The 13,932-nt window shown below is 56.5% G+C and carries 4 protein-coding genes; 3 read left to right on the top strand and 1 reads right to left on the bottom strand.

Features of this window, described 5'->3' with window-relative positions:
- The first annotated feature begins 215 nt into the window (after positions 1-215).
- Positions 216-392: a hypothetical protein gene (locus UH5x_RS05720; RefSeq protein ID WP_173442640.1), complete on the top strand. Its 177-nt coding sequence runs from the start codon at positions 216-218 to the stop codon at positions 390-392.
- A 595-nt stretch (positions 393-987) separates the two neighbouring features.
- Here UH5x_RS05720 and UH5x_RS05715 read toward each other — a convergent pair.
- Complete coding sequence (locus UH5x_RS05715) at positions 988-1,800, bottom strand: glycerophosphodiester phosphodiesterase (RefSeq protein ID WP_482635046.1); 813 nt, start codon at positions 1,798-1,800, stop codon at positions 988-990.
- Positions 1,801-2,466: 666 nt separating this feature from the next.
- Here UH5x_RS05715 and UH5x_RS05710 point away from each other — a divergent pair.
- Both UH5x_RS05710 and UH5x_RS05705 read left to right on the top strand, forming a co-directional pair.
- The gene (locus UH5x_RS05710; protein ID WP_482635045.1) at positions 2,467-11,874 is read left to right on the top strand and encodes an SdrD B-like domain-containing protein; all 9,408 of its coding nucleotides are present in this window, start codon (positions 2,467-2,469) and stop codon (positions 11,872-11,874) included.
- Between the two features lie 278 nt (positions 11,875-12,152).
- Entirely contained in the window at positions 12,153-13,931 is a 1,779-nt protein-coding gene (locus tag UH5x_RS05705; RefSeq protein WP_482635044.1) for a TolC family protein, read from the top strand.
- The last annotated feature ends 1 nt before the right edge of the window (position 13,932 follow it).

Genomic DNA, 13,932 nt, shown 5'->3' with positions numbered 1-13,932 from the left:
ATTTTTAAATGAAACGCCTCGGGAACAACTCGTCCCGAGGCGTTCTGTCTACATCAAGCATGACGTAAAGAACAACGGCTTTCGAGAAGGTCCGATCCCTGTGTTTCTGGATCCAAACGTGCACGTTGAATCGAATGCCCTCCAAGCTCGTTCCATCCATTTGCCTTACTGACTAACGATTCTGTTACTTCATTCACCTTACTGAGAGAAACTCAATGACTCGATTTCTGACAATTGCTTTTTTGGCGACTTGCTTGACCACGGTTGGATGCGGAGGATCTGACGGCGGACTCGCGACCGACAACGCTGACGCCGATGCCATGGCGCAGTACGAGGCGGAACAAGCAAAGGCTCAACAAGACATGGAATCTGACTACGCAGACCAAAAGTAGAAATTTGCATTCAAGCCATTTTCGAGCGAGAAGAAGAAAGGGGTGCGAACCCTTTCTTGCAGACAGTCTTGCCCCATTCGGGGTTGTTGCTCTTTGATGGATTCATCTTTGCCGGGGCCGTCAGGCCCCGGTCTTTGATGCACTCCCTCCTCTGCCGAGGTCGTGCAGTTTTTAAGTGCCGATCCAGCAGTGACTTGTAGGACCTCGCTCGTTGTTGAGGCCGTGCAGTTTTTAGATGCTGTGTCAGTAGCGTCTTGAGAACCCCGCCCGACGAAGTTGGGAGGGGGCGGAAAGCGAGCGTTCAGCAAGATTTCCGGGGGAGGCATCACGCGCCGCCTCCCATGCCCGGCCCTCTCCCTTGCGAACGCCTGAACGGCGTCGCTCGACGTCCCCCAAAACTTCGTTTCGGGGGACGTGCATCATGCGGAAACTCGCTGAAAAGCGGCACCTATAAATTGCACGACCTCGCCAACGGGCGGGGGTCGCGAGGTTTTGCGAGCAAGGGATTTAAAAAGCTGCTCGACCTCGGAAGGCCGACAGAGGAGCTCGCAGGTGGCGATGCGATCCCCGTGCGTGATGCGCTGCACGGCGGTGGCTACGGGTTCGTTTCCGTTGGCAGGGATTCTTTCGTTTTCTGGATCACAGTTGGGATGTCGGTGCAGGCGACGTCGAGTCCCAAGCCGATCGCGAGGTAGTAATCCTCGACTCGGTGACCGGGCCAGCCATTGATTTTGTAGCCCAGTTCTTGAGCCTTCTTCACCATGTCACGTGAGGTGCCGGTGATCCGGCAGGCGATGTGCGTTGCTTGCAGTCGTTTGGCTCGCTCGATGAATTCGTCGGAAAGCGGTTGACTGGCGATGATTGCAGTCGGCCAATCGGCATCGAGTTGCCGCATCGTGACCAAGGGACGCTCGTCAAAGGAGGTGAAGAGATAGTCTGACCCTGCCGGTTTGTACTGCTTGGCCAAAGCATGCAGTTTCTGGCAGTACTCGACGACCCGTGCGTCGGGGTACAAATCCTTGTTCTTGGTCTTCATCTCCAGTTCCAAGTACACGCCCGGTTTGTCTTGAAAGTACTGCAGAAAATCCTCAAGCAACAGAAACGATTGGCCCTTCTTGGTTCGCACGCTGTTCAGTTCAGACGCCAGCATTTCTTCAACGGGGCCGCTGGCATCATGAGTTCGGTCGAGGCTGTCGTCGTGCAACAGAACCAACACGCCATCCTTGGTCATGCGGATGTCCGTTTCGAATCCGTGAATGCCTCGTTCGTAACAAGCTTGGAAGCCCTCCATGGTGTTTTCTTCGTACTCATGGGCGCCGCCGCGATGGGCCAGGATCAAAGGCAACTGATCCGTGTCCTCGGCGTGACAGTTCCAACCGAACATCAGGCTGGCGAGCAGTTGACACATCAAAACACATTGGAACCTGGGGAGTCGATTCATTGAAGAACAATATCAGTCCAAGGGAGGGAAGCATGACAGCAAGCCTTGAATCTAGCTTGGATGCAGAAGCTTATTCAACCCGCTGGTGAGAACTCGGGAAACGTGAATCGTGGGATGCTAGGATGAAAGTTTGATGAAGTCGGCAGGACGAAAACACTCGTGACAGGTCGGTGATGACAAAAGCAGACGACCGATCGGTGTCGCAGTTCTGACTGCGTGACTGCCACGTTTGTGCTCCCCGCGTTCCGGTGTTGTCTGGAGGAAAAGGGAGTTTGGTTGAGAAGCGGGCCTTGGGTTGAGATGCGTGCTGGCTGACAAATCGACCTTCTCTCGCGATGGACAAACGACTGGCGACCACGTGATGTTTTAGTTGTGAGCAAGGGGATCTTTCCACTCGCATGGATGCATTCGCTTTGTCCAAAATCAACGAGCCGGTTCGATCGATACCACTTCTCTAGCCGGTAGTGGCGGATCCAAAAGCTGCGGCTTCCCCGAGCGGTTCAATTTGCCGAGCCGGAAGATATGGTGAACGTTTGAATGGCCCTTGGCTGTACACCATCGATTCCCCTGGCGATGGCAAGGATTGGAGGGCCCCCAACGGACTTAGCCTAAGCACGAAGCTGCGAGAGAATCATGAAGTTTTTTCGTTCGAAGGAACGCCGCCCCGCGTCCTCGTTCATTTTGCGTCGTCTGGAAGACCGCATTCTTTTTGACGCCGCCGTTGACGGTGGAATCACCCCCGACCAGTACGACGCATCGGCTGCCCAAACTGCAGTGGATACCAATGCAAGTTATGTCGAGGACGCTGCGTCAGTGTCGAACGACTTGTCCACCAACCAGAACGCGGACACAGCGGCCGACGAATCGGACGAATCCACACGCGAGTTGATCCTGGTCGATACCAGCGTGCAGGACTACGTCGTGATCGTTGACGATCTGTTGGCGAACGAAAACGGTTCCCGCACCTTTGAAATCGCGTTGCTCAGCACGGATGGCGATGGCGTCCAACAGATCACCGACATTCTGACAACGCGACAGGACCTCGATGCGATCCACTTGATCACGCATGGCGAAGACGCCGCGCTGCAGGTTGGCGACACTTGGCTGACGGCTGACAACCTTGACGCTTACGCAGGCGACATCGCTTCCTGGGGAAACGCGTTGACCTCGCAAGGTGACATTCTGATTTACGGATGTGATTTGGCGAACTCCGCTGAGGGGCAACAACTTGCCGATTCCATCGCGGCCCTGACCGGCGGCGACGTCGCTGCGAGCAACGACGACACGGGGGCCACTGACCACGATGCTGATTGGGAACTGGAATACCACCACGGCAATGTTGAAACCAGCGTGGCTGTTTCCAATGCATTGCAACAGTCCTACCGAGGCATTCTGGCGGTTGGTCCCGTCGTGTCGGTCGGTGCCGATCAAGAGGTGATGATCGGTCAAGAATTTTCCTTTGACGTGACTTTTGACAACACGGGCACGACCGCCGGATACGGTCCCTTCATTGATCTGGTCTTCCCTGCCAACGGCGCGGATGGCGCGGCGGGAACGGAGACTCCCGATGGCATTGCATTCTCAAATGCAACGTATATGGGACAACAATTGACGGTGACCAAGATCACATTCCCGCCAAGCGGCGTTGTGGAACACCCCTACGCCGTTGATGCCGCGGGGGATCCGTTGTTGGTGACAGGGACACCCGGCGATCAACTGGTCGTCGTTGAATTGCCGTTCGGCAGTGTCACTCAAGACCAGCCAGAAGTCACGGTCCAGATCAATGCGTCGGTCAGTGAATTGGCTGACATGGGAACGCCTCTGAAAATCCAAGCACGTAGCGGTTTCCGGTTCGGTGACAGCCCTGTTGGAGGCGTTGCTTCGATTCTCAGTGACACGGATTCGGATGTCACTGACCCAGACAATGCGGGAACCAGCTGGTCAGAACAGCTGGCGATCACCCCGACGTTGATGTCGTTACGGACCGAGTACGTGGGTCCTGAGAATGAAACAGCGACCGGCCCCAACCACCAACGCCAATTCCGTGTCATCGCAGACATTGCCGCCGGCCAAACCATCACGTCGTTGGACATCATCGATTCCCTGCCCGACAACATCGTCGTGACGGGCATCGACTCCGTCGTCGTCGGTGGCCAGACGCTCACGGGAACCGACTACACGGACAATTTGGCTTCGCTGACCGGACCGGGTGCGAACGAGGAATTGGTGGTCACGATTAGCGACGACTACGACACCTTGGGTGGCGGAGTGGTTGGTACGACCAGCACCAGCGATGTGGAGGTGACGTTCAGTTTCTATGTCGCTGAGATGGACGCCGTTGGGGACGAAGTGATTGGCCCGACGGGGGAAGACGACACCATCGCGAACCCTGACAGTCGATCGATCAACGATGCGCGAGCGATCGGTGACTGGACTCCAATCGACACCCGCGACGCTGCCTCGGCAAACAATGCGGTCGCCGACGCGTCAGGAAGCGAACAAATCCTGGATGACAAGGCCATCGCGATTCAGAAAACGGTCGCCATTGCGACCGACACGGGAGCTGCGGGAGCGACCCCTGGTGACACGCTGGAGTACACCCTGACGTTCCAGATCAGCGACTACTTCACGTTCGGCAACATCGTCATCACCGACACGTTCCAAGACGGGCAGGAATTCGATTTCACGTATGGTGCAACATTCGACATCATCGACAGCCAAGGCCACGTGACGGGCAATTTCACCGTTCGTGAAATCACGGATCCCGATGGCGGTGAACGTTTGGTTGTGGATCGGACACAGATCGATCGCACGGACGACGCCGGGCCTGACGCGGTTCCGGGAACGGCTGATGATGAAGACGGAGTCACCCCTGATGGCACCGATGGTTCGACCACGTTGGTGTTCGATGTTTCGGGAATGATGCAAGACGCCGATGGAAGCGAAGACGGCATTTTGCAAGGCGGTCTCTCGTTCAACGATGACGACAGCGACATCCGCACGGCAGCGACCGGCGTGATCCGGTTTCGCACGGTGATCCAAGAGGATTACGCCGACTCGTTTGAGTCGGGTGACCGGAGCGTCGATCAAGGCGACGCGATCACCAACAGCACGCTGGAGATCACCGGTGAGGTTCGCGAAAACGTAGAGGAAAACGGTGGCACTGGTGACATCACCAAAGTTCTGCACGAAGAACAAGACAACTCGTCGACCAGCATCGACATTCAGCGTGGAACTTTGGCAAAAGAAGTCTATGCGATCAATGGCGACACCACCCTGGTCAACGGCCCCGATGGGCTGCCGCAATTGGTGGCAGGTGACCGGGTGACTTACCGAATCACCTACACCTTGCCGTCAAGCGATTTCGAAGACCTCGTGCTGACGGACTTCTTGCCACTGCCCATCTTCGTTGCCGGAGACCACAACGCTGACGGCACCACCGGCGATGTGTGGACCTTCGATGCCGACAATGACTTTGATGCGGTTTCCGGAACCATCGAAGTCGGAGCCAACGACACGTTCTTTGATGGTTCCGGAATCACTCCGACGTTGACAGTCAATTCCAGCAACGGCTTGGAAATCGAAATTGGCAACTATGATGATCCTAGCAGTTCCTCCAGCACGATCGAACTGTACCTGACCGTCACGGCTCAAGACACGTCGACGGCGGATGGTTTGCACCTCACCAACATTGTTCGCGTGGAAGAAGGCACCACCCAGCAGACGCCGACGATCATTGATCGCATCGTGCAAATCGAAGTCACGCAGCCGGTGTTGAATCTCACCAAGGGAGTCATCGACGCGGATTCGGCCAGCGAGACGTACTCGGCGCCAGTCGGTCCTGCTGGCGTCACATTCGACGCTGCGGGAACGGCAGCAGGTGGATCACCATTCACAGGCACGATCAACTCCGCCAATTTAGCCACTCAAGGGATTCAAGCGGACATCACCGGTGGCGTCGACGCGGGCGACGTTGTCCGTTACGCCGTCGTGGTTGAGAACACCGGTTCCAGTCGCAGCGGAGCGTTTGATGTTGCCATTCGAGATGTGCTGCCAGCCGGGATGAACTACGTGGCGGGCAGCTTGCAAGTTGTCGATGGTACCGGAGCAGCGGTTGCCTACACGGGCAGCGATCTCGACCTGTTCACCACCGGCATTGAACTGACTGATCCAAGTCCGACCCAAGGTGCGATCGAAGGCTACGACGCGAACCATGGCAAGAACGTGATCGTGTTGATCTATGACTTGCAAGCCACCGTTGCAGTGAGCCCCGGCGAGACGTTGCCAAACACGGCGAGCGTCACCAATTTTGCGGGCCAGGAATCCGGTGCGAACCACATTCCGGATGGCATCACCGTCACCGCTGATGTGACGACCGACGCCGTCACTGGCACGAAGACACTCGTTGGCACCGAAATCGTGTCGGGCGCCAACGGTCAATATGCCGCGGTCATTGGCGAGCTGGTCAACTACGAAATCACCTTCACCATTCCCGAAGGCACCACCGAGAACGTGACCATCGTCGACACGCTCGACAGCGGTCTCCGATTCGTTGGGCAAACCGGCGTCACCACGAACAACTTGACGATCGAAAACCCGATCACGCCCACCGTCAGCCTGGATGGTCGGCGCGTCACGTGGGATCTGGGGGACCTAACCGACACGGACATCAGTGACAACGCCGACGGCACCATCACGATTTCTTATCAAGCGGTGGTCGCCAACACTTCCGGAAACCAATCTGGCACGCGACTTGACAACACCGCCCATTTCAACAGCGAGGATAGCCAACTCACGTCTGTCACTCCTGCCCAGGATGTGAACGTGGTGGAACCGGCCGTGACGATCAGCAACTCGGTTGAAGTGGGAGGCATCGCGAGCCAGACGACTGGTGATGCTGGGGACCCGGTGGAGTACACGGTGGAACTGACCAACACCAGCACCGTCGACGCGTTTGACTTGAACTTTGCGAGTGAACTGCCCACGGTTTTCGATGGTTCATCTGCCATCCTGGGTGCGGCCTTCACGATCAACGACACCGCTGGCCTGCTCGACGCCAGTGACTTTGAACTCATCGGAGACGACGCGACCGGTTACACGTTGCAACTGAAGCCAGGCACCGATTTTGACATGTTGCAATCACAGGCCGGACGCAAAGTCACCTTGAGCGTGACCGGCACGATCGCTCACACCGTCACACCGAATCAATCACTCGTCAATCGCCCTGAGGTGAGCTGGACCAGCCTGGACGGAGACGTCGGCAATCGCTCGACGGAATCGACCGTGGACACCGGTGAGCGTGACGGCACCCACTCAGGCAGCAACACCCACGACTATCTCGCCAGCAACGCTGCCACCATCACGATCAATGCTCCGGCTTTCAACAAGTCACTGTTCTCGACCAATGAAACAGAAACGTCAGGCAGTGACGTCACCATTGGGGAACAGGCCACGTTCGCCTTGCTGGTTTCTTTGCCAGAAGGGAACTCTTCCGGCATCGTCGTCACCGATTTGATGCCCGATGGGCTGAAATATGTCGGCTACACGTTGGTCACCGACGCGTCCTCTTCGGGCGGACTGATGGTGGCGGACTATGACGGCACACTCAATTCACCCACGGTCGCGGGGGGCGCCGGAGCAGGTGACGATGTCACGTTCACGTTTGACGCGATCAACACGACCGTTGACAACGATGGCACCAACAACTCGTTCTTGATCTTGGTCGAAACGGTCGTGGTGGATGTCGATACCAACGTCGGCACTGCCGCAGGTGCCAACCAAACCCAATTGTCCAACACCGCCACGATTGACGCTCTTGATGATGGTGTGGGGACCAACATCGTGACTTCCAACGCGGCCATCGTCGATGTGGTCGAACCCAATGTCAACATCGTCAAGGACATCGTTGATAGCGATGCCAACGCCGGCGACACCATGACGATCCAGTTGACCGTGTCCAACACAGGGCTCGGCGATGCCTATGATGTGGTGGTCGATGACATTCTCAACGGCAGCCACTACGATCTCAGCAGTGTTTCTGTGGGAGTGGCGGGCACTGAGTACCCAGCTGACTTCACCGCAAATTACAACTCGATGACCGGGGAAATCGAGTACTCCGGCGGAACCATCCTCGCTGGTGACCGTGTGACCTTTGAGGTGACCGCGACGTTGCTCAATACAGTCGAACCGGACGCCGTGCTGATGAACACGGCTCAGGTCAGGCAAGCCACCACGCTTCAGGGTGATGTTGTTGGTGAGCGAAACGACACCGATGCCGACAGCGACTCGGTTCATATTCGCGAACACAGCCTCTCCGGGTTCGTCTACTTCGATGCTGACAATGACGGTGTCAAAGACGCAGGGGAAACTGGGATCGAAAACGTGGAGGTTCGGATTCAAGGCACAGACCATCTTGGTCAGGATGTGGACATCACGATCCAAACCGATGCCGACGGTTCATACTTCTTTGGCGATCTTCGTCCTGGAACTTACTCGATCACGCAAACGCAACCCTTGTTCGCTGCCAATGGCAAGGCATACCTCGACGGCAAGGACACGCTCGGTTCACCAAGCTTGGTTGGCAGTGACGATTCGTTGAACGACACCTTCACGAATCTGGTATTGCCTCTGTCGAGTGAAGTCGATGGAACCCATTTCAACTTTGGCGAATTGGAAGAAGTCGAACTCAGCGGTTTCGTCTATCACGATGCTGACAACGATGGTGTCCAAGATGCGGGCGAAGTGGGCATCGGCGGTGTCACCATCACGCTGGACGGAGTAGACGACAACGGCGTGATCGCTTCGCAAACGATTGTTACCAACGCGGACGGCTCCTATGCCTTCGACGGACTGCGTCCCGGCACGTACACGCTGACGCAAACGCCGGTGGCAGGCAACGCACCATCGGGACGTCCGTACATGGACGGCAAAGAGACCGATGGCAACCACGGCAATGGTGATACATCGGTCAACGAAGTCATCTCGTCGATCGACTTGGTCGCTGGCAACACTGGTACAAACTACAATTTCGCCGAAGTCGTCGAGTCGACTGTTTCGGGCTACGTCTATCACGACACCGAAAACGACGGCAGTCGGGCTGGCAACACCGGATTGGGCGGAGTCACGGTCACGTTGACCGGAACCGATGACCTGGGCAACACGGTGAACTTGACGACCACAACCTCTTCGGCGCCGGGGACACTGGGGTACTACGAGTTCACTGGCCTGCGTCCCAGTGATGGTACAGGGTATGTGATCACACAAAGCACGCCAGCAGGTTACCTCGACGGCAAAGACTCCGTCGGCAGTCAAGGCGGGACGCTGAACAACGACGCCATCACCAGCATCATCGTGTCCGATACCGCGGGAACGGAGAACAACTTTGGTGAAATCCTACCGTCTAGCCTCGCTGGGATGGTCTTCAACGACAAAGACAACGATGGCGTGTTGAACAATGAGGACGAAACCATTGAATCGGTGACGATCACGCTGACAGGGGTCGATGATCTCGGAAACGTGGTCCATCGAACCACGCAAACTCAGGCGGATGGAACTTACCGGTTCGACAACCTACGCCCCGCTGACGCATCGGGGTACACGCTGACGGAAATCCAGCCAGCGAACTTCAACGATGGTGTTCACTCGGATGGCTCTTTGGCAAATGGTGATACCACCGTCACCAATGCGATTGGCAGTGTCAATCTGAATCAAAATCAGGACGGCACCGGTTACAACTTTGCCGAACGGGGCGTCGGAATCGAGGGCACCGTGTTTTTGGACGCCAACCGGGACGGCATTCTCGATGGAGGCGAAACTGGTCGCTTGGAAGGCATCACGATCGAACTTTATGCGGCCGACGGAACCACGCTGTTGGATACGATGACGACCGCCGCGGATGGAACCTACCTGTTTGCCGATCGGAAATCAGACACCTACATCGTTCGCCAAGTTCAACCGTCACAGTACACGAGCTCGTCTGCCAATGAACGGACCATCAACGTTCCTTTGGCGGGAATGTCAGGCGTGGATTTCGGGGAACAGCTGTGGGAGATCGGTGACACGGTTTACTTCGATCAAGACGGCGACGGTATCCAAGACGCCGGCGAACCCGGCATCGGCAACGTTGGCGTGACCTTGACGTACGCGGGAGCGGACAACACGTTTGGAACCGCGGACGATACCACGCAATTCACCACCACCGATGCCAACGGAGCGTATTCCTTCACCGACCAGTTCAACGGCGATTATCGGATCAGCATCGCCGACGCGTCGCTACCCGGTGGACTTTCGGGGACCGCGGAAATCGATGACGTGGATGTCCTCGTTGATGGCACGTCGCACGTCACTGTCCTGGATGGGCATCGCAACGACGTTGACTTTGGATACGCGGGCACCGGTTCGATTGGAGATTCCGTGTGGTTGGACATCAACGGAGACGGCATTCGACAAGGTGAAGAACGCGGGCTCGCTGATGTCACCGTTGACCTGCAATTTGCGGGTTTGGACGGGATCTTTGGTAACGACGATGACTTCACGATCGAAACCACCACCGACGCAAATGGCGTGTATTCGTTCGATCACTTGCCGGTGGGTGATTACCGCGTCGAAATCGACGCCAATGATGCGGACCTGCCCGCTGATCTGGTCGCCAGTCCTGGAGTGGATTCCATCGCGGGCGTCGCGGAAGTCACGCTTGCGGATGGTGAAAGCCGGTCCGACATTGACTTTGGGTTCGCCGGTTCGCTCGTCATTGGTGACCGCGTCTACATCGACCACAACGCCGACGGAGGCAATTTCGACGGCAGCGATGGTGACCGGGGAATCGAAGGCGTCACGGTTTCGCTGGACATCGACTACGACGGAGACGGGACGTTTGACCACACGCTGATCACCACGACCGACGCGGACGGCCAGTATCAGTTCAACACGCTCATTGCCGGTGATTATCGGGTGCGAGTGGACTCGTCAACACTCGGTGACAACATCGCAACGACCAGCACATACGATCTGGATGCGGTCCACGACGATCAAACGTTGGTCACGCTGACACCCGGCAACGACAACGACACGGCCGATTTTGGATATCCCGGAATCGTTGACTATGCGGTTACAAACATCTCTTCGCTAACGGATGCGGCGCAGGGGGGTGACACCTTCACTTATGAAGTCACTGTCACGAACCTCGGCGAGCGTGACGGCACCGGTGTCGTGGTGGTGGATCAGTTCCCGATGGACATCCTGGACGCAAACGGCATGGCCCATGATCAACCGGGCGACGCCACTTGGGATTTCGCAAATGGCACTTTGACTTGGAACGTGGGGGACCTTGACGTTGGCCAAACCGAAACGATCACGGTCACCGTGCAGGTGCGTCAAATTCCTCTCGATCCACTTGCCGATCAGATCATCACGACCGCTACCGTCACTGATGACACGCTGAACGGTCCGGAAATCACGGTGTCCAACAACACCGATTCCACTCTTGATGGGCTGGTCGTCTTTACGTTTGATTCCTTTACCAACGAAGGCAATTGGGCCAACGACAATCCACGTGACGATCTGCCACAGGGGTGGTGGCACGCCCCGGGAGATCCGACCGAACGACAACTGCGCCCCGTCCCGGTCGATCCAATCTTCAGTGGGTTGGCCGAGCCAGGTACAACGCTCAGCATTCGGATCTATGACGAGAGCGGACGCTTGATCGGAGACCGCCAGGTGGTCGCAGACACCGGTGGAAACTGGTTGGCAACGTTCCCAGGCAGTGTGATTTGGAAGCACCCACATCGCATGGAAATTAAACAGGTCGCTTCCATCGAGAACGCGAACCAGGATGCTGGGTTCAACCTGCGTCGATACTTCCATCCGGCCAACCACTCGTCTCTGATGATGACCGAGCGGTTGACTGTTAGCGGCGTGATGCGAGAGACGGCATATGAAACACTCGAAGTGATACATATCGCACACAACGATCCATTGCAGCTTGGTTGCAAAGCGCATCGTTATCAATTGAACACGGCATCCACCAACGTGTCGTCAAAGTAGCATCAAGCTTGCTTGAGACGCGCCGTCAATCTTCAGACGTTCAATCATGCCCCGTTCGAGGCGTGGTTGAACACGCTGTTTTTGGGCCTGTTTGACGCTCCAGTTCAGCCGAAAGGTGTTGGTAAAAATTCCATTTGCGCGTTTGCGCAATCGGCCAAACTCCTATGAAGCGTCATGTTGCATCGCACCTGTACAAAAGGTCGGTGGCGCGACGAGTGTTAAGTTCACCGCGATGATTCATTGCGTGGATCACAGACACCCTCCACTCGGATTGACGGATGCTTCAGCTTTCAAATCTGTCGGATGCTCGACGACCTGTTCGCCGACGACACTTGGTGTGTTCATTGGGATGCGTCGCCACAATTGCCTCGCTCTTGCCGAGTGTCACTTCGGCGCAAACCGGATCGCTGGCCGCTTATGAGAACTCATATTCACCTCAGATCCAAGTCGCTGCCGATTCCGACGCCAGCGAGTTGAGTTCGCTGCAACAACTCGCGCCCGTGCAGGATGGCTATCGACCATGGTGGCAGGATGTGCTGACTACCCCGATGCAGGCCGATTCCAACACCGTCCTGATTGGTGTGGAAGACTTGCTTGTGCGAACGCTTCAGAATTCTTCCCAGGTCAAGGTGTTCAGCGACCTGCCATTGATTCGCCAGACTGCGATCACGGAAGCTTGTGCTGCCTTTGACTGGAATGCGTTCATGAACACTCGGTGGGACGACAATTCCGATCCCGTTGGCAACGTCCTGACGACGGGCGGATCCGATCGCTACCACAACCACCAATGGACAGGGAGTGCCGGCCTGGCGCGACTCAATCACTACGGTGGGCGTTTCGAGGTCGCTCAGGACTTTGGTCACCAGAATACGAACAGCACTTACTTCCAGCCCAACAACCAAGGCACAGCGAAACTGCGTCTCAGCTACATTCAACCGCTGATGCAAGGTCGTGGCAAGGTTTACAACAACTCGTTGGTTGTGTTGGCTGCAATTGACACTTCGATTGCCGAAGACGAATTTTCGCGGCAATTGCAATCTCATTTGCTGGAGGTCACGCGAGCCTACTGGGCGTTGTACCTGGAACGCGCCACGTTGGTGCAAAAGCGACGGTCGCTCGAACTCGCGCAGCAGGTTCAAGACAGTCTGCGGGCTCGTGCCAGCGTCGACGTGGTCGGCAGTCAACTCGCACGAGTCGATGCCGCCGTTACCAACCGGCGATCGGAACTGGTGCGTGCCGAAATGGCCGTCCGGAACGCTCAAGATCGAGTTCAAGCTCTGGTGAATGATCCTGAGTTTGCCATGACCACGAACTTAGAGATGGTTCCCGTCGATCTGCCTCGTTTGGAATCAACCCACCTGGCCGTGGGTGACGTGTTGTCAACAGCGATGCAAAAACGGCCTGAGATCGACCAAGCGATCAAGCAAATCAAAGCGGCTTGTGTGCGTCTGAACATGTCCAAGAACGAACTGTTGCCCCAGTTCGACTTCATTGGCGAAACATATGTCGCTGGTCTTCGCGGGCACAGTGACATCGGTCGGGCGTGGACGGATCAGTTCAGCACCGGAGAACCCAGCTTTGCGATCGGTCTGTCCTATCAAATGCCGATTGGCAACCGAGCGGCCAAGGCCCGATTGCAGCGCCGGCGATTGGAAGTGCGGCAATTGCAAAACCAGTTCAATGCCACCGCCGAAACCCTGTTGATGGAAGCCAAAGTCGCCGTCCGGGAAGTTCGCACGGCAGAACGAGAATACCAAGCCAAGTTCGCCGCCATGGTTGCCGCGGAAACACGCCTGGACAGCATCCAGCAGCGTTGGTCGCACGTCCCAGGACAGAATGGTTCGATCGGTTTGTACCTGGAAGATCTGCTCGCCGCTCAATCTCAACTGACAGACGCGGAATCTGAATTCACACATGCGCTGACGACCTACAACTTGTCGCTCATGAACGTCAAACGAGCCAGTGGCACCCTGCTGGAAACCGAGCAAGTCACCGAAGGCGTCGCAGAAATCGGTGGTCTGCCGACGAAGATTCTTGACAAGCCAATTCTCGAGTGAC

The organism is Rhodopirellula sp. UH5, assembly GCF_056839225.1.
Note: the sequence above shows the minus strand (reverse complement) of the source record. Positions and strands in the feature narration are given on the sequence as shown.

Coding starts and splice junctions, on each gene's coding strand:
- UH5x_RS05705 (WP_482635044.1), top strand. CDS start 12,153: ATGCTTCAGCTTTCAAATCTGTCGGATGCTCGACGACCTGTTCGCCGA.
- UH5x_RS05715 (WP_482635046.1), bottom strand. CDS start 1,800: ATGTGTCAACTGCTCGCCAGCCTGATGTTCGGTTGGAACTGTCACGCC.
- UH5x_RS05710 (WP_482635045.1), top strand. CDS start 2,467: ATGAAGTTTTTTCGTTCGAAGGAACGCCGCCCCGCGTCCTCGTTCATT.
- UH5x_RS05720 (WP_173442640.1), top strand. CDS start 216: ATGACTCGATTTCTGACAATTGCTTTTTTGGCGACTTGCTTGACCACG.